Source organism: Algibacter aquimarinus (assembly GCF_039543265.1).
In the GTDB taxonomy this organism is placed as follows: Bacteria; Bacteroidota; Bacteroidia; order Flavobacteriales; family Flavobacteriaceae; genus Algibacter_B; species Algibacter_B aquimarinus.
The window spans coordinates 717,369-734,686 of record NZ_BAABJK010000004.1 but is presented as its reverse complement, the minus strand read 5'-3'; the positions used below and the strand labels follow the sequence as shown (position 1 = coordinate 734,686).

Annotated in this window: 17 protein-coding genes; 6 read left to right on the top strand and 11 right to left on the bottom strand. The window is 30.7% G+C overall.

All coding sequences use genetic code 11. The annotated features are described in order from the left end of the window. Positions 1 to 4: 4 nt before the first annotated feature. Both ABD939_RS06075 and ABD939_RS06070 read right to left on the bottom strand, forming a co-directional pair. Complete coding sequence (locus ABD939_RS06075) at positions 5 to 928, bottom strand: alpha-E domain-containing protein (RefSeq protein WP_345165755.1); 924 nt, start codon at positions 926 to 928, stop codon at positions 5 to 7. Positions 929 to 949: 21 nt separating this feature from the next. Next, positions 950 to 2,392: a circularly permuted type 2 ATP-grasp protein gene (locus tag ABD939_RS06070; protein ID WP_345165752.1), complete on the bottom strand. Its 1,443-nt coding sequence runs from the start codon at positions 2,390 to 2,392 to the stop codon at positions 950 to 952. 348 nt (positions 2,393 to 2,740) lie between these two features. Between ABD939_RS06070 and ABD939_RS06065 the strand changes: the two genes are divergently transcribed. The 3 genes from ABD939_RS06065 (at position 2,741) to ABD939_RS06055 (ending at position 5,252) form a co-directional block, all read left to right on the top strand. Continuing rightward, the gene (locus ABD939_RS06065) at positions 2,741 to 3,343 is read left to right on the top strand and encodes an RNA polymerase sigma factor (RefSeq protein WP_345165750.1); all 603 of its coding nucleotides are present in this window, start codon (positions 2,741 to 2,743) and stop codon (positions 3,341 to 3,343) included. After that, on the top strand, positions 3,330 to 4,091 hold the full coding sequence (locus ABD939_RS06060; RefSeq protein WP_345165746.1) for a hypothetical protein: 762 nt from the start codon (positions 3,330 to 3,332) through the stop codon (positions 4,089 to 4,091). Before ABD939_RS06065 ends, ABD939_RS06060 begins: the two co-directional genes overlap by 14 nt. Positions 4,092 to 4,172: 81 nt before the next feature. Next, a complete protein-coding gene (locus ABD939_RS06055; RefSeq protein ID WP_345165744.1) occupies positions 4,173 to 5,252 on the top strand; it encodes a porin family protein in 1,080 nt (359 codons plus the stop codon). Between the two features lie 75 nt (positions 5,253 to 5,327). On the opposite strand, the gene ABD939_RS06050 is transcribed toward ABD939_RS06055, so the two are convergent. Beyond that, complete coding sequence (locus tag ABD939_RS06050; RefSeq protein WP_345165741.1) at positions 5,328 to 6,185, bottom strand: cyanophycinase; 858 nt, start codon at positions 6,183 to 6,185, stop codon at positions 5,328 to 5,330. Between the two features lie 130 nt (positions 6,186 to 6,315). Here ABD939_RS06050 and dnaG point away from each other — a divergent pair, with 130 nt between their 5' ends. After that, entirely contained in the window at positions 6,316 to 8,274 is a 1,959-nt protein-coding gene (gene dnaG, locus ABD939_RS06045; protein WP_345165738.1) for a DNA primase, read from the top strand. On the opposite strand, the gene ABD939_RS06040 is transcribed toward dnaG, so the two are convergent. Then, positions 8,269 to 8,901, bottom strand: a complete 633-nt coding sequence (locus ABD939_RS06040; protein ID WP_345165734.1) for a response regulator — start codon at positions 8,899 to 8,901, stop codon at positions 8,269 to 8,271. The two genes, dnaG and ABD939_RS06040, sit on opposite strands and share 6 nt — an antisense overlap. A gap of 99 nt (positions 8,902 to 9,000) precedes the next feature. Further along, positions 9,001 to 9,789, bottom strand: coding sequence for an NAD(+) synthase (gene nadE, locus ABD939_RS06035; RefSeq protein WP_345165732.1), 789 nt, complete (start codon positions 9,787 to 9,789; stop codon positions 9,001 to 9,003). Positions 9,790 to 9,881: 92 nt separating this feature from the next. Here nadE and gldB point away from each other — a divergent pair, with 92 nt between their 5' ends. Both gldB and gldC read left to right on the top strand, forming a co-directional pair. Then, positions 9,882 to 10,841: a gliding motility lipoprotein GldB gene (gldB, locus tag ABD939_RS06030; protein ID WP_486303713.1), complete on the top strand. Its 960-nt coding sequence runs from the start codon at positions 9,882 to 9,884 to the stop codon at positions 10,839 to 10,841. Beyond that, the gene (gldC, locus tag ABD939_RS06025) at positions 10,841 to 11,173 is read left to right on the top strand and encodes a gliding motility protein GldC (RefSeq protein ID WP_345165727.1); all 333 of its coding nucleotides are present in this window, start codon (positions 10,841 to 10,843) and stop codon (positions 11,171 to 11,173) included. The genes gldB and gldC overlap by 1 nt, the downstream gene beginning before the upstream one ends. Before the next feature lie 11 nt (positions 11,174 to 11,184). Here the strand turns inward: gldC and ABD939_RS06020 are convergent, their stop codons facing one another. The 6 genes from ABD939_RS06020 to ABD939_RS05995 are packed head-to-tail and all read right to left on the bottom strand — an operon-like array spanning position 11,185 to position 17,063. Next, entirely contained in the window at positions 11,185 to 11,460 is a 276-nt protein-coding gene (locus ABD939_RS06020) for a hypothetical protein (RefSeq protein ID WP_345165724.1), read from the bottom strand. Between the two features lie 30 nt (positions 11,461 to 11,490). Further along, positions 11,491 to 12,768, bottom strand: coding sequence for a rod shape-determining protein RodA (gene rodA / locus ABD939_RS06015; RefSeq protein WP_345165722.1), 1,278 nt, complete (start codon positions 12,766 to 12,768; stop codon positions 11,491 to 11,493). Next, entirely contained in the window at positions 12,768 to 14,705 is a 1,938-nt protein-coding gene (gene mrdA / locus ABD939_RS06010; RefSeq protein ID WP_345165719.1) for a penicillin-binding protein 2, read from the bottom strand. Before mrdA ends, rodA begins: the two co-directional genes overlap by 1 nt. Continuing rightward, entirely contained in the window at positions 14,705 to 15,208 is a 504-nt protein-coding gene (locus ABD939_RS06005) for a rod shape-determining protein MreD (RefSeq protein WP_345165717.1), read from the bottom strand. The genes mrdA and ABD939_RS06005 overlap by 1 nt, the downstream gene beginning before the upstream one ends. After that, a complete protein-coding gene (gene mreC / locus ABD939_RS06000) occupies positions 15,208 to 16,023 on the bottom strand; it encodes a rod shape-determining protein MreC (RefSeq protein WP_345165714.1) in 816 nt (271 codons plus the stop codon). The genes ABD939_RS06005 and mreC overlap by 1 nt, the downstream gene beginning before the upstream one ends. A gap of 11 nt (positions 16,024 to 16,034) precedes the next feature. Next, complete coding sequence (locus tag ABD939_RS05995; RefSeq protein WP_345165711.1) at positions 16,035 to 17,063, bottom strand: rod shape-determining protein; 1,029 nt, start codon at positions 17,061 to 17,063, stop codon at positions 16,035 to 16,037. Between the last annotated feature and the right edge of the window lie 255 nt (positions 17,064 to 17,318).

Genomic DNA, 17,318 nt, shown 5'->3' with positions numbered 1-17,318 from the left:
TAAGTTAATTATTTTGTGAAAAATAAACCGCATTAATATTTATAGAAATGTTTCTAATATCTTCTTTTATACCATCAATAAAATTATTTACTCCAATAGCTTTAATATTTTCAATGGTTGTGTATTTTATTGTGCTTTCTAGTTTACCTAGTAAAAACTCTATATTATCATTATCAAGCTCTTTACTTTCAACAAGTTGCTCAATATGTCTTTTAAGTTTTGTTACGCAATAATATACGGACCTTGGAAATAATTTGTCTTGAAACACCATGCGAATAACATGCTCTTCATTAAAAGTAGATTTATGTGTTTTTAAATATAATTGGTATCCACCAATGGATAGAAGTAAGTTTTTCCAGTAAAAACTTTGTTCTAAGGTATCTGATGTATTTCCGATGTCAATGAGCTTAAGCGATGTAAAATCTGAAATAAGAATAACACGTTCTAAAAACTTTCCAACATTCATAAAATAATAGGAAGCACCACGCTCTTGTGTAATATCTGATGTGCCATAATAAACAAGGTGATGTTTTCTTAAATCTTCTAAAAAATGAACTGGGTCTTCTTCTAATTTTTTAGGTAAATCTTTACTGGTGAGATAGAGGTAATAATTGTTTATACAGAGCCAAAGCTCTCTAGAAATATGCTCTTGAACACTTCTTGCATTTTCTCTGGCACGAGTTACAATATTTAAAATAGAATTTGAGTTGTTTGTATCTAGTACCATGAAATTTATACATTCTAGAGGGTCTTCGGTATAAAATTCATTATCATAAGGAGTAAACGTTTTCATTATTGGGGTCCAAGAAAATAGTTCAGGAGAATCTTGATTTGCATAAAAGTTCACTTTTAGTAAACTCAGTATCCCATTACCACGTTCCATATATCTGTCTAACCAAATAAGATTATTTGCTACTCTACTTAACATACTTAACTATTTTTTTTAGATTTATCCTATAACCCATGTGTCTTTACTTCCTCCACCTTGAGAACTATTCACAACTAAAGAGCCTTTTTTAAGTGCAACCCTTGTTAATCCGCCAGGGCAAATATCTATACCGTCTCTTCCCGAAAGTGCAAACGGACGTAAATCGATACACCTTGGAGTTAATTGTCCATCAATATAGCATGGAGCGGTTGAAAGTCTTAAAATAGGCTGTGCTATAAAATTTTCAGGTTTTTTGTTAACGTTATCTAGATAGTCTTTTATTTCATCATCTGTTGCTTCATGCCCCATGAGCATACCGTAACCACCACTACCATCAGTTTTTTTAATAACCATATCTTTTATGTTTTTCGTAACATATTCAAGTTCATCGGGTCGACCTAATTGGTAAGTTTCAATATTCTTTAATATGGGTTCTTCATCTAAATAATATTTTATCATATCCGGCACGTAAATATAAATAGCTTTATCATCTGCTATTCCTGTGCCTGGTGCATTTACAATATTAACGTTGCCTTTTCTGTAAGCCGCCATAATACCTGCAACACCTAAAACGCTTTTGGCATTAAACTCTAGCGGATCTAAAAAGTCATCATCAACACGCCTGTAAATAACATCAACTTGTTTTAAACCATTTGTTGTTTTCATATACACATAATGGTTTTTTACTACTAAATCTGTGCCTTCAACCAACTCTATTCCCATTAATCTGGCTAGTGTTGTGTGTTCGTAATAAGCCGAGTTATAAATGCCAGGAGTTAATAGAACAATGTTTGGATCTGAATTATTGGAAAGCTCTTTAAGTTTCTTGTACAATAAGTTTGGGTAATTAGAAACAGATTGAATATTACTTTTTGGTAGAATACCTGGAAATAGGCGCTTAGAAATTTCTCTGTTTTCTAACATATAGCTTACCCCTGATGGTGTTCTTAAATTATCTTCAAGCACGTAAAATTCACCATCATTATTTCGAATTAAATCTACACCAGATATGTGCACATAAACATCGTGTGGCACTTTTACACCTTTCATTTCACGAAGAAAATTTGGACAAGAATAAATTAATTCGGCAGATATTATACCATCTTTTATAATAAACTGTTCATTATAAATGTCTTTAATAAACAAGTTTAATGCTTTTAGGCGTTGTTTTATGCCACTTTCAATTTTAGCCCATTCTTTAGCAGTAATTATTCTTGGTACAATATCAAAAGGGAATATTTTCTCAATACCTTCATTGTCATTATAAACAGTAAAGGTAACACCTTGGCTCATAAATAACTGTTTAGATAAATCCTCCTTTTTTGTTAGTTTTTCTGGAGAAGTTTTTTCTAGATATTTTATAAATCCTTCGTATTGAGACCTAAACTCTGCATTATCGTTGTACATTTCGTCCCAAGTTTTTGGAAGTGTATCGTATGATGAGAAAAGATGATTGTTATCCATAGGCTTTGTGTGTATTACCAAATATAGTTAATTGATAAAAAATATTCAACCAATTAAGGGTTTAAGTAAATAAAATTCAATAATAATTAATAATTAGTAAAAAATATGTAGATTTTTGATGGAGGATTCTTTTTTTTTAAATTTATTTGCGATATAAATAAATTCACAAAAAAGGATATTTTTAAAAGTCTGATTATCAGAATTTTTCAATAAAAGTTAAAATTAATTTAACCTTCAGGCAACCATTTACATAAAAATAGCGTCTGTATATATAGAAAGCAGAATTAAACATTTATTTCTAATTTTTTAATGTAAATAGATTAATTTAATGAATGTTAAATCTGACGGATGGAAAGCAATATAAATCAACAGATAAAATCATTTTTGAAAGTTATACAACTCCATAAAAACGAATCGGCTCTAATAAAAAAGGCCTTAAAGAATAATCGTGAAGCGCAACATGTTTTATTCGAGTTACATGCTCCAAAAATGTTAAGTGTTTGCAGATATTATATTAAAGATATTCAACATGCTGAAGATGTTATGTTAAATGGATTTTTTAAAGTATTCTCTAATTTAAATAGTTTTAAAAGCGAAGGGAGTTTTGAAGGCTGGATTAGAAGAATTATGGTAAGGGAATCTATCTCGTTTCTGCGACAACAAAAAAAAATTGAATTTTCTATTGAGGATTTAGTTGTAAAAGATAATTACGAGAATAACATAAATACAGCAATTGAGGTTGAAGAAATACAACAGTTAATTGATAATCTACCTGAAGGCTACAAATTGGTATTTATTATGTATGCCATTGAAGGTTATAAACATCATGAAATTGCAGATATGCTAAACATAACAGAAGGCACATCAAAATCGCAATTATTTAAAGCACGAAAAATGCTTCAAGAACAAATTAAAAAATTAAATAAAATAACAAGCTATGGCACCAATTAAGTTCGAAGAACACCTTAAAGAAAAGCTTGAAAATAGAAGTATAAAACCATCTGATGATGCATGGAAAAAATTATCAGACCGATTAGATACTCAGGAAAAAAGTAACACTAGTAAGCCGTATTTATGGCTAGGTATTGCAGCTAGTATTGTTGGAATTCTATTTGTAGTCTCTCAATTTTGGAATAATGAATCTAAGATAGAAATTGAGCCAAAAATAGCTGATACACCCAAAACTATTCAACAACAACCTAAAGAACAAATTGCTGTTGAAGAAGTACTGGAAGTGAATGATTTTGTTGCAAAAGACAAGCCAAAAACAGAAGCTATAGTGGCAACTCAAAAACAAATAGAGCAAGAGAAAACCAGAACTAATGTAAGTGAAGCTATTGCTGAAATTACTCCAAAAGATAAAAAAGAAATAGATATTACTGCTAAGCCAGTACAAATTTTAAAGAAAAACTTATCTTTTGAAGAACAGAAAATACAAGATGTTATAGCACAAGTTCAATCGATGGAGAGTCAAAATAAAGTTGTTACTGATGATGATATTGATGCTTTATTACAACAAGCCCAAAAAGAAATAAAATTAAATAAATTAATAAATGAAACTACAGGAGTGGTTGATGCTGATGCATTGCTTCAAGACGTTGAAGCAGATTTAGATCAATCCTTCAGAAGTAAGGTTTTCGAAGCCTTAAAATCCAGTTACAATTCGGTAAAAACTGCAGTTGCCCAACGTAACAATTAATACCTATTGATAAAATAATAAAAAAAATCATCAATAAAAATCATTAATAAATCCCCTGTGTGGGTTAAAAAACGAACAGTTATGCAAACAATTACTAAGTATTTGGCACTGGTTGTGCTATGTTTAAATGTGCAATTAATCAATGCGCAAGACACCATTCAAAATGTTAATAATAAACATAAAATAGAAGAATTAAAGTCTATTAAAGAGGATATTAAAAATCAAGAGCGTGAGTTTTTAAAAATAGAAGTTGAAGCTATCAATTTGCGATTAGAGAAAGGTGAAATCACAAATAATGAAGCAGAAGAATTAAAAAAGGAAGTTGCCAAAAAGCGTGCTTTAAATATTGAAAATAGAATAGCTATTGTTAATAATAAAATTAATCTTTTAGAAAGAAATGAAGATGGTTATGTAATCACAAACGATGAAGAAACAGATAAAGTTGGTTTTAGTATAGGAGAAGAAGGTAGTTTTGCTGGTATAAATATTGACGGTAAAAAGAATAAACCTAAAAAATATGATTTAAGAACAACAAGTGATTTTGTTTTAGCTTTTGGTTTGAACAACGCTATAATAGAAGGTGAAAAACTTGACGATTCACCTTATAAATTTGGTGGCTCACGTTTTATAGAATTAGGTTGGGCTTGGAAAACTAGAGTTTTTAAAAACTCCAATTTTTTAAGATTTAAATACGGGTACTCCTTTCAAATAAATGGGTTAAAACCTAATGATAATCAGTATTTCGTAAGTCAAGGAGGGGAAACACTCCTTCAAGAATTTCCAGAAAATCTTAGAAAATCAAAATTATCAATTACCAATTTAGTTTTTCCAATGCATTTTGAATTTGGTCCATCTAAACGCATAGATAAGGATACGTACTATAGGTATTCTACAGATAATAAGTTTAAAATTGGTTTAGGTGGTTATGCAGGTTTTAATATAGGAACTCGACAAAAATTAAAGTATGAGTTGGATGGTGAGCGCGTAAAAGATAAGCAAAAAAGAGGTTTTAATACTAGTAATTTAGTTTATGGTTTAAGTGGTTATTTAGCCTTTGATAATATTGCTTTATATGTTAAGTATGACTTATCTCCAATTTTTAAGGACCAATTGATAGACCAAAATAATATTTCAATCGGAGTTCGATTTGATATGGATTAATTTTCAATAAATAGTAATTAAGTGTTAATAAAAAGGTGAAAAACATGTTTCACCTTTTTACTTTTTGTTAAGCTTTTATCTTTTAACCTTTCTATTTAAAAGGTCATATTTTTCACCCTTTCCTAGAAAATAAAAAAGATTAGATTTTTCAGGTAGTTTTTTTAAAAGTTTCCCTTCACGTGAGAAAAACGACCCATCATAAACAAGTACATAGCTTTTTCCAATAACCTGAAATTCGTTTCCTTTAACAACTATAGCCGTATCTTCATCAATACCAATTCCTAATAGCTCAGGACGGTTTTTTAAAATTTCAAACATATCAAACTGCCTGTTTCTAGCTAATACATGTTGGTCAATCGCAACATTTTTCATGAAGTTGAAACCTTCTTCATGGTCTCCCATCATAATTTGATTGTTTTTTGTATCACCTCTAGCCAAGTAGCTACCTTGTATTGTGGCGCCAGCGGACGAACCGCCAATAACACCACCTCGTTCTAAAACTTTTTTAAACATTGTTTCTGTTAAAGTGTTTTTATAAGAATCTACAAGGCGCCATTGTCTTCCTCCTCCAAACCATACGCCATTGGCTTTTAAAAGTGGTTTTACAAAAGATTCAGTATTTGCAATTTTTTTATCATTTGTATGTAGTACGGTTACATTAGTTGCTCCTAAAGCTCTTAACTTTTTTGCAAAGCCGGAATTTTCATTATAATGTTCTCTTCCACTAGCAGTTGGTATTACTACTATTGCAGCATCTTTTCCGCCCGCTAAATTGATAAAGCGATTCATAATAGCTTCACTTTTCATTGCGCCACCTACTATCACTAACGATCCATTTTTAGGACCAATATACTCTGTTAAATTTTCTGAATTTTGGCATTTCGAATTTGTAAAATACAAAGTAAAAATGATTAATAAATAGACGTTTTTCATATGAAGATGTTTTAAAAATCAATAGAATTGCTTCCGAAGTTCGATAAATTTCATTAGAATGTCAAGTTTTAAAAGTGCTTTAATTTCTCAAATCAATAGATTACTTTTACATTTCAAATAAATTTTAATTTTGATATCGCCAGCAACTATAGACCAAGTATTTGATACCGCCCGAGTAGAGGAGGTTATTGGCGATTTTGTTCAGCTTAAAAAAGCAGGGAGCAACTTTAAGGGTTTAAGTCCATTTAGTGATGAGCGTTCTCCCAGTTTCATGGTTTCGCCAGTGAAACAAATTTGGAAAGATTTTTCGACAGGAAAAGGAGGGACTGCTGTTTCTTTTTTAATGGAACACGAGCATTTTACATATCCCGAGGCTATAAAATATCTTGCAAAAAAATACAATATTGAAGTAGAGGAAACTGTTCAGTCTGATGAGCAAAAGGAAAAGGCTAACGAGCGCGAAAGCTTATATTTAGTAAGCGAATTTGCAAATACATATTTTCAGAAAATATTACATAAAACTGATCAAGGAAAATCTATAGGGCTCAGTTATTTTAAAGAACGCGGTTTTACTGAAGAAACCATTAAAACATTCGATTTAGGATATTCTTTAAACGAGTGGCAAGCCTTTACAGACGAAGCGTTAAAGCAAGGTTATAACATAGATTTTTTAGAAAAAACAGGACTCACTATTGTAAAGGAAAATAAACGTTTTGACCGTTTTAAAGGGCGCGTTATGTTTCCTATAAAAAGTATGAGCGGTAGAGTTTTAGGTTTTGGAGGGCGTATTTTAATTACAGATAAAAAAGCTGCAAAATACGTAAACTCACCAGAAAGTGATATTTACCATAAAAGTAAAGTGCTTTATGGAATTTATCATGCTAAACAAAGTATAGCTAAAGAAGATAATTGTTATTTAGTTGAAGGTTACACAGATGTAATTCAGTTTCATCAAACAGGCATAAAAAATGTTGTATCTTCCTCTGGAACTGCTTTAACTTCAGAGCAAATACGACTTATAAACCGCCTCACAAAAAATATTACGGTGCTTTTTGATGGAGATGCTGCAGGTATGAGAGCATCACTTCGTGGTATCGATTTGATTTTAGAGCAAGGTATGAACGTTAAGGTTTGTACATTTCCAGAAGGTGAAGATCCAGATAGTTTTGCAAAACAAAATACCTTGGAAGAACTGGCACTGTATTTAACTGAAAATGCCAAAGATTTTATTCAATTTAAAGCATCAGTTTTATTTGAAGAATCAAAAAATGACCCTATAAAGAAAGCAGAAACGGTTAGAGATATTGTAAATAGTATTTCTAAAATTCCTGATAGAATAAAGAAAGAAATCTATATTCAAGAGTGCGCTCGAATTATGGATATTAGTGAAGAGGTGTTGTTTAGCACCTTAGCACAAATTAATAAGAAAGAATCTCAAGAAGAGAATAAACAATATAAAAAAGACCAAAAGGCTTTTGAGGTTATAAAGCATCAAGAGCCTGTAAAAAAGGTAGATGTTCAGTATGTTTTAGAACGAAAAATTATTGAGGTATTGTTGCTTTATGGTAATAAAACAGAGCAGTTTGAAGATTTAGTTTTGAAAGAAAACGATAGTGGTGAACTTATTTTAGAACCTGTTATTCATCAAGCTAAGGTTTTTGAAAAGGTGTTTTTAGATTTACAAGATGATGAAATGGAGTTTACAAATGAGCAATTTAAAAACTTGTATTACACGATTATAGATAGATTAAATCAGGATTCAGATTTTGAATTAAGAACCTTCATAAACTCTGTAGACCAAAACGTATCTAACGAAATAACCACTATTTTGATGGAAGATGAGCGTTATAGTTTAGACGATTGGAATAGAATGAATATCTTCCCAAAAGAAAAAACGCACAGCGTTGCTCAATTAGTTAGTGAAACTATATTAAGCTTGCGTTGCTTTTTAATTGACCAAAAAGTAAAAGAGTTTCAGCAAGAAACATTAAAAGAAAACAATAGCACGAATAGAAATATACTTGAAGAAGTAAAAGACTACTCAGGCTTAAAAATGCTATTGTCTAGAAAACTAAATAGAGTGTTATAATAACTCTTGATTAATTTTTGCTTGATTAACTAAATCAACCAAATTAGTAACTTTAAGTTTACGCATTAAACGTGCTTTGTAAGTACTAACTGTTTTTTCGTTAATGTCTAACTCTTTAGAGATTTCTTTGTTCTTTTTACCAACAGTTAAAAGTTTTAAAACTTCAGATTCTCTGGTTGATAGTTTTTTGTAAAAAGAACCACTTTTGTTAGAGCGTGTTCCAAAAGCTAGTTGTTGTGTTAATTCATTACTTAAATGAATGCCACCATCATGAACTTTAGAAATTGCTTCACTAATGGTTATAATATTAACCGATTTGGAAATATAACCAGAAGAACCAGCTTTAATGGCATTTATGGCGTACACTTCTTCCGGCTGACCACTAAAAATAATGGTTTTAACATCAGGAAAATCGTTTTTTAAATAACGCAATACTGTAAGTCCATTAAGTTTAGGGAAATCTACTTCCATTAAAATAATGTCCACTGGATTTTTTTTGATGAACTCTAAAATGGCTTCGCCATCATCTACACTTCCTACAACTTCAATGTTTGATGAGGCTGTAAAAAGGAGTTCTAGACCTTTTCTGATAATCGGATGATTATCTGCTATTAATAATTTTATCATAATTTGTAAAGCTTTATTATAACTTTTTTTGAGAGTTTATTATAATTGAGAGAATAAGCTTGCGTTAAATGTAATACTTTTTTAAGTATTTAACAAAAATCACTTCAAATTATTAGGTATTTCGCATATTGGTATTGGAATCATTTTGTGTTTGTTGGCAGAATTGTAACTTTTGTAAATTTTAAAGACTTCTTTTTGTCTTCCAGAAAAATCATCTATAGTTTTACCATCATCATCCATTTTCATGGCCCATTCTAATTCCGGGTAAGACGCACCTATTTGGTCTTCATCTGTTCTGTCGTCACCCCATAAACCATCTGTTGGGGCAGCGTCTATAATTTCTTGATTAATGCCTAAAAACTTTGCTATTTCATAAACTTCAGTTTTTAGTAAGTCGGCAATCGGGCTTAAATCTACACCACCATCACCGTATTTGGTATAAAAACCAACACCAAAATCTTCTACTTTATTACCAGTGCCAGCTACTAATAATTTATTTAATGCCGCAAAATAATATAGTGATGTCATTCTTAAACGTGCTCTTGTATTGGCTAAAGACATAAAACGCTCTTCCTCATTTTCAACTGGCGGTAAAGATGCTACTAAGCTATCAAAAACAGGTGTGAGATTAATTTGCGTCATCTCAACTTTATCAAAATTTGCTTTTAACCAGTCAATATGATTTAAAGCTCTGCTAACCTGCGAAGGAGCCTGATGTATGGGCATTTCTAAACATAAAAGAGATAGACCTGTTTTTGCACATAAAGTTGATGTAACTGCAGAATCTATGCCACCTGAAACGCCAATTACAAAACCATTTATACCTGCGTTTGTTGCATAGTCTTTTAACCAATTAACGATATAATCTACAACTTTTTCTACCTGCATATTTTATAAATTTAAATCTAAGAATACTACCTTTGTAAACAAAAATAAAGCATACACTCAATTAATAAAAATTTATGTCGTTTAAGTTTTCTATGAAGTATCTATTTTTACCATTATTTATATTAGTTATTGTTTCATGTAAAGACAAAAACAAGTTAGAACAGGAAATAGCTAGTATTAATGTAGATATTAATGTTGAACGTTTTGATAGATATGTTTCTGAAGCTTCTTTAAACGATTTTTCCAAATTAAAGAAAGCCTATCCTTTTATGTTTTCAGAACGCGATACAGATTCTACATGGATAGAAACTAAAAACGATACATTGCAATTACAGCTTTTTCAAGAAGTTGATAAAACCTTTGGCACTTTTAGTGATACTGAAGAAGAAATAGAATCACTTTTTAATCATATTAAATACTATTTTCCTGAATTTAATCCGCCTCGAGTTATAACTACAACAAATTATGTACGCTACAGAGATAGAGTAATTGTTACAGATACAATCTCATTAATAGCCCTAGATTCATATCTAGGTAGTAATCATGAGTTTTATAGTAATATACCTAAATTTATTACCAGTAATTTAAGAAAAGAACAGATAGTAGTTGATTTGGCATCGCAATATGCAGAGAAATATATTTATCAAAAACAGAAGAAGACCTTACTTGATGAAATGATATATTTTGGCAAGCAACTTTATTTTAAAGATGTTTCTATACCTTTTAAATCTGAGGCTGAACGTATAGGATATACCAACGAACAGTTAAATTGGGCCAAATCAAACGAAAGCTATATTTGGAGATATTTTGTAGAGCGTGAATTGCTTTTTAGTACAGATTCCAAGCTACCAAGTCGTTTTATAAATCCAGCACCATTTTCTAAGTTTTTTTTAGAAGAAATTGATACAGATTCACCAGGGCGTTTAGGGCAGTATATGGGTTGGCAAATAGTAAAAGCTTACATGAATCAGAATGATGTTTCTTTAAAAGAAATGCTTATTACAAGTGCCGAAGATATTTTTAATAATTCAAAATTTAAACCACGTAAATAATGGCTAATATAAAATCGAAAATAGAGTTAAATGTTGAGTTGGATGAAAACCGTGTTCCCGAAAAGTTATATTGGACAGCGCAAGACGGTGGCATTACAAATGAAGAAGCAAAAGCGATGATGTTAGCCGTTTGGGATTCTAAAGCTCAAGAATCTTTAAGAGTTGATTTGTGGACAAAAGATATGCCAGTAGATGAAATGAAAGTGTTTTTTCATCAAACTTTAGTAGCCATGAGCGATACTTTTAATAGAGCCACACAGGATGAAAAAATGACTGCTACAATGAAAGATTTTTGCGATTATTTTGCAGAGAAACTTGATTTGAACAAATAAATATTCTAGATTTATTTTTTCCAAAATGTTATGATGCTTATTGTAATTAATATCATTACTAACCAAAATAGCAAACCTTGTTTTTTTGCTTTTGATGCTTCTTTAATTTTTTTGTCAAAACCATATTTTTTAAATCTATCTAGCTCTGATTGTGAAAAGTCATCATTTCTGTGATTTGGTTTAGGAGTCAAAAATGGTAAAAAGAAAAAAGTCATCCATTCATTATGTGTCAAAGATTTGTTTTTTCGTTTTAATTCATTCTCTTTTTTAAGATTTAATTTATCCATTCAAGTAAGATAATTAAAAGTCATAATAGACTACCATTCATTAATCCTGTTAGAATCTAACTTGATAAATATGAAAATTAAAATTGTAAAAGCCCAAAGCCCAGAACCGCCATAACTGAATAGTGGCAGCGGAATACCAATAGTGGGTATTAAACCCATTACCATACCAATATTTATTAAAAAATGAAGAAAAATAATAGACGCAACACTATAGCCATAAACACGACTAAACTGAGATTTTTGTAATTCTGCTAAATGAAGAATACGCAGTAATAATAATACAAAAATAATAACAACAAAGGCACTTCCCAGAAAGCCCCATTCTTCGCCAACGGTGCTAAAAATATAATCAGTGTGCTGTTCTGGTACAAATTTTCCGGTAGTTCGCGTGCCTTCCATAAATCCTTTTCCAAAAAAACCACCAGAACTTATTGCTTTTTCAGACTCATTAAGGTTATAAGCAATAGTTTGTTTCATAGATTTTAACTTTGCAGGATCTTTTTCTAAACTTAACCAAATAGTAATTCTATCTTTTTGATGTGGCGGTAAAATATTGCTATATGCATATTTAACAGCTATTGAAAGTGCAATAGCCATAATTAGAATAAAGATAGATTGAAAAATTTTTAATCTCTTTTTGCTAAAAAACGACCATCCAACAACTAATAATACAGCAGTAATTGATGTTATTATAGCTCCAAATTTTAGTGACAGTACTGATAATAAAATAACTGAAATGCTTATAAGTAAATAGTATTTAGGCAACCCTTCTCGATACAAAACAAAAAAGAAAGCTCCATAAACTATGGTGCTGCCTGTATCATTTTGTAATATCACTAAAAAAGCAGGAATAAGAATTATTATAAAAATTTGTAATTGATCTTTAAAATTTTTAATGTTTGTATTTAAATCACTAACGTATTTGGCTATTGCTAGTGCAGTTGCTGCTTTAGCAAATTCGCTAGGTTGTATGGTCATACTGCCAATGGCATACCAAGATGTGGCACCGTTTACATTTTTTCCGAATATAAAAAGCCCAACCAATGAAAGCATCGAAACGATATAAATCAATCCCGAGAAACGATCGTAAAATTTAGCGTCAACAGCAAGTAATAATATAATTAAACCAACGGTTAGAAAAATGAAAATAAGTTGTTTCCCAAAAGGTTGAGTGAAATCGAAATAGTTTATTGTAGTACCAACGTGCGAAGCTGATAATATATTAAGCCATCCGAAACCAACTAAGAGAAAAAAAAGAAAAATGGTTATCCAATCGAACCTAAAATGTTTGTGAGATTCTCTTAACATTAATTTTCAACGTTATTCATTTTATTTAAAAGGGATTTTAGGTAGTAATATTCCTTGTCTTCAACAACCTGTAGTGTGGTTTTTCCATTAATATTAAATGGTTCTCCCGAATATGGCTTAGCATATTCATCTTCTAAACTATGTTTTAAAAGCCATTCTTCTAGATCTATCCTCGTTATTTCACCTCTTATATGCTTTTCAATCATTAAACTTGCAACTTTACCAGCAAATCTGCTTCCCCAATACCCGTTTTCAACAAAAACAGCAATAGCTATTTTAGGATTTTCTTTTGGTGCAAATGCTACAAAAATTGAATGATCTGTTAATTGTGTTTTCACGCTATCAATTATTGCAAAGTTTTCTACAGTACCTGTTTTTCCACAAATATCAATATCTTTTACTTTTAAAAATTTAGCAGTTCCGTTTTTATAAACTTGATGCATGCCTTCAATTACAGGTTCAAAATGTTCCTTTTTGATTGAGGTGTACTTTGGTTTTGTAAATTGTTCGGGTAGCGTTTCTCCTTCAATCTTTTTTATAATATGTGGTGTATAATAATGGCCGCGATTTGCTATGGCGGCTATCATATTTGCTAATTGTATTGGTGTTGTTGCAACCTCGCCTTGGCCTATAGCATTAGATATGGTGTAAGTAGAATAAAATGTTTTTGGATAAACGTGTTTGTAGTAATCTCTATCTGGAATTCTACCTTTTTGCCCCACAAACAGGTCGTTATTTAAAAAATTACCTAAACCAAAACTCTTCGCATGATTACTCCAAGTATCAATACCCTCTGATGCGTTTCCAGTTTTATCTAAAATTTTTCTGTAAGCTGTTGCAAAATAAGCATTACACGATTCTTGAATTCCTGTTAACATATTATTCCTTCTTCCTCTGTAACAATGGCATTTCATAAAACGATTACCGTATTTATAACCAGCATAACAGGTTACTTTATCGTCAGGAGTAATAACGCCTTCTTGTAAGGCAATTAATGCATTCATCAATTTAAATGGTGAACCTGGTTCATATACTCCTTGAATACTACGATTGAACAAAGGATTAGCAATTTTATCTTTTAATAGCTTGGTAAAATTTTTAGAACGTTCTCTTCCCACAAGAATATTGGGGTCGTATGTTGGTGCAGCAACCATAGCGAGAATTTCTCCGGAAGATGGCTCAATGGCTATAACGCCGCCGCGTTTATTTTTCATTAGTAGCTCTCCATAGGCTTGAAGCTTACTATCAATAGTAATTGTAATATCTTTACCTTGTTCAGGAATGGTATCAAATTTTCCTTTTTTGTAAGGACCAATATTTTTGTTAAATCTATCTTTTTGTATAAACTTTATTCCTTTAATACCACGCAATGTTTTTTCATAGGAAGCTTCAACACCTTGCTTACCTTTTAAATCACCCATTTTGTAGTATGGGTCACGGTTTAAATCTCTATTATTAACCTCGCCTATATCACCTAAAACATTGGCGCCAATTGTAGTTTCATAATGACGTAGTGAACGTTTCTGAATATAGAAACCACGAAATTTTCGCATTTTCTCTTGTAAAACGGCATAATCTTCTTTTGATAGATGCGAAATAAAAACAGAAGGTAATCTTGGGGAATAATTGTAGCACCTTTTTAGTTTCTTGTCGTAAGTTTCTGGAGTGATTTTTAATAGATTACAAAATTCTTGAATATTAAATTCTTCAATCTCTCTAGGAATTACCATCACATCATAAGATGGTTGGTTTGCAACTAATAATTGGCCATTTCTATCATAAACAAAACCACGTTTTGGATAGTCGTAAACTTTTCTAATAGCATTGTCTTCAAGTATACTGTAGTTATTTGTGTCGTAAATTTGCAAATAAAACAGTCTTGATAAAAACACAAGGCCTACCAGAATTATTGAAAAGAAAAGTAAAAATTGTCTCATTACGTTTTTCTACTAAAAATAATAGTTATTAAGATGCTCAATAAAATAGTAAATATACTTGAGAATAACGTTTTTTGAAGGACTAAAATTATCTTGGAAGCACTAAATATTTCTAAAGAAAAGAAAATAATATGGTGCATTATAGTTAAAAATGTGATGTAACTTATTTTTGAGCCAAATTCTACATTATCAAATTTAATTGCATAGTTTTCGTATTGCACGCCAAATGATGATCTTAAAATTAATGGTCTTGCATAAGCTATGAAAACTGAAGCTGCAGCATGAATACCTCCTGAATCTGAAAATAAATCGATTGTAAGACCTAATAAAAAACTTAGAAAAATAAATAACGAACGATTGTTTTTAGTAGGATATAGAATGATGAAAAGTATGTATAAATAAGGATTTATGTAGCCCATAAAGTTTATGTGATTACATATTAAAACTTGTACAAGTACTAATACCAGAAAGCGAATACCATTTAATGAGATAACACTATTCATTAATTTGAATTTAATAAATTAGTGATTTCTTCAATATCAATATTTTCTATAATGTAAACATGTTCTATGTTAGTCATGTCATTAAATAATTTCACATTAACCTCATAATAATTCTCTGCTTGGTCAAGCTCAAAATTTTCTACTATACCTATGTTGATGCCTTTAGGGAAAATTGAGGATAGACCTGAAGTAACAACTGTGTCTCCTACTTTTATATTTGCGACTTTAGGGATATCAGTAAGTTGCGTGATATTTGGGTTTTTAGCATCCCACTTTAATGACCCGAAATGGTCGGTTTTTTTTAGTTTAGCGCTAATATTACTTGTGGTATTTAAAATTGATATAACAGTAGCATAATTAGTACTTGTTTTATTAATTATACCTAGAATACCTTTACTAGTAATAACTCCAAAATCCTCTTTAATACTATCTTTAATGCCTTTGTTTATTAAAAGTATGTTGTCTGTTCCCGCATAGGAGTTTCTAATAATATTGGCTGAGGTAAATTTATATTGTTTGTTAAAGGATGTACTGTCAACAAATGTAGAATCCGTGGTGTTATTTGAATTGAATAAGAGAGATTTTAGTCTATTATTTTCTTCAGAAAGTATTTTGTTTTGAGATTTTAAATTAAAATATTGAGATAAGTTATTTGCCGTATTATAAACACCACCAGTTAAAAAATTAGCAGAATTAATAAACTTACTTCTATGATAAGAATGCGACTGAATGGTAAATAAAATAGAAATAGAAAACAGCAACAAGAACAACAAAAACGTTTTGTTTCTTATTATAAAATTTATAATCTGTTGCATGAGTTATTAGACTATTTTATCAAAACACTTTTGTATTTAGGTAAGTTTTTAAGTGTAATACCAGTACCTCTAACTACTGCACGTAATGGGTCTTCAGCAATATAAACAGGTAAATCTGTTTTTTGCGATAATCGTTTGTCTAAACCACGAAGCATCGAACCTCCACCAGCTAAATAAATACCTGTATTATATATATCGGCTGCTAATTCTGGAGGAGTTTGCGATAAAGTTTCCATAACAGCATCTTCAATTCGGAGTATAGATTTATCCAAAGCTTTTGCAATTTCTCTATAAGAAATAGAAACTTGTTTAGGCTTCCCTGTTAATAAATCACGACCTTGAACACTCATATCTTCTGGCGGTAAATCTAAATCTTCAGTTGCAGCTCCAATTTGTATTTTTATTTTTTCAGCAGTTCGCTCACCAACATATAAATTGTGTTGGGTACGCATATAGTAAACAATATCATTTGTAAAAACATCACCTGCAATTTTAACAGATTTATCACAAACAATCCCACCTAAAGCAATAACTGCAATTTCTGTAGTACCACCACCTATATCAACTACCATATTTCCTTTGGGTTGCATAATATCTACGCCAATACCAATAGCTGCTGCCATAGGTTCATGTATTAAGTAAACCTCTTTTCCATTGACACGTTCTGCACTTTCTTTTACCGCACGCATTTCTACCTCGGTTATACCAGACGGAATACAAATTACCATTCGTAAAGCTGGAGTAAAAAATTTCTTTTTTAGTGCAGGTATGTTTTTAATAAACATACTTATCATTTGCTCTGAAGCATCAAAGTCTGCAATTACGCCATCTTTTAACGGACGTATAGTTTTGATGTTTTCATGAGTTTTTCCTTGCATTAAACTGGCTTCTTGACCAACTGCAATTATTTTACCAGAAATTCTGTCTCTTGCAACAATAGATGGTGCATCAACAACAACTTTGTCGTTATGAATAATAAGTGTATTTGCAGTACCTAAATCTATTGCAATATCCTCGCTAAGGAAGTCGAAAAATCCCATGTGCTATTAATAATTTAATGTGGTTTAAAATGAATTCCGTAAATGTAATAAAAGTTACTAAATATATAAGTTATATGATGTTCAAAATATTTGTAAATAGATTTTATCTTTTCCATTAGGTGTTTTCATCGATTTTATATGGTTTGATTTCTTGTTTTTTATAAAAACCTCCAATTATTTTTAGGTGTGTTAGCTGGCTAACATTTTTTGTGATAGTAAGATTCTAATTTTATCGAATAAATTAAAAATAAGAAA

Bases quoted from the DNA above. Each gene is read 5' to 3' on its own strand.
- gldB (WP_486303713.1), top strand. From the start codon at position 9,882: ATGAAGTATCTATTTTTACCATTATTTATATTAGTTATTGTTTCATGT.
- rodA (WP_345165722.1), bottom strand. From the start codon at position 12,768: ATGTTAAGAGAATCTCACAAACATTTTAGGTTCGATTGGATAACCATT.
- ABD939_RS06075 (WP_345165755.1), bottom strand. From the start codon at position 928: ATGTTAAGTAGAGTAGCAAATAATCTTATTTGGTTAGACAGATATATG.
- ABD939_RS06055 (WP_345165744.1), top strand. From the start codon at position 4,173: ATGCAAACAATTACTAAGTATTTGGCACTGGTTGTGCTATGTTTAAAT.
- ABD939_RS05995 (WP_345165711.1), bottom strand. From the start codon at position 17,063: ATGGGATTTTTCGACTTCCTTAGCGAGGATATTGCAATAGATTTAGGT.
- mreC (WP_345165714.1), bottom strand. From the start codon at position 16,023: ATGCAACAGATTATAAATTTTATAATAAGAAACAAAACGTTTTTGTTG.
- nadE (WP_345165732.1), bottom strand. From the start codon at position 9,789: ATGCAGGTAGAAAAAGTTGTAGATTATATCGTTAATTGGTTAAAAGAC.
- ABD939_RS06020 (WP_345165724.1), bottom strand. From the start codon at position 11,460: ATGGATAAATTAAATCTTAAAAAAGAGAATGAATTAAAACGAAAAAAC.
- mrdA (WP_345165719.1), bottom strand. From the start codon at position 14,705: ATGAGACAATTTTTACTTTTCTTTTCAATAATTCTGGTAGGCCTTGTG.
- ABD939_RS06050 (WP_345165741.1), bottom strand. From the start codon at position 6,185: ATGAAAAACGTCTATTTATTAATCATTTTTACTTTGTATTTTACAAAT.
- ABD939_RS06070 (WP_345165752.1), bottom strand. From the start codon at position 2,392: ATGGATAACAATCATCTTTTCTCATCATACGATACACTTCCAAAAACT.
- gldC (WP_345165727.1), top strand. From the start codon at position 10,841: ATGGCTAATATAAAATCGAAAATAGAGTTAAATGTTGAGTTGGATGAA.
- ABD939_RS06060 (WP_345165746.1), top strand. From the start codon at position 3,330: ATGGCACCAATTAAGTTCGAAGAACACCTTAAAGAAAAGCTTGAAAAT.
- ABD939_RS06065 (WP_345165750.1), top strand. From the start codon at position 2,741: ATGGAAAGCAATATAAATCAACAGATAAAATCATTTTTGAAAGTTATA.
- ABD939_RS06040 (WP_345165734.1), bottom strand. From the start codon at position 8,901: ATGATAAAATTATTAATAGCAGATAATCATCCGATTATCAGAAAAGGT.
- ABD939_RS06005 (WP_345165717.1), bottom strand. From the start codon at position 15,208: ATGAATAGTGTTATCTCATTAAATGGTATTCGCTTTCTGGTATTAGTA.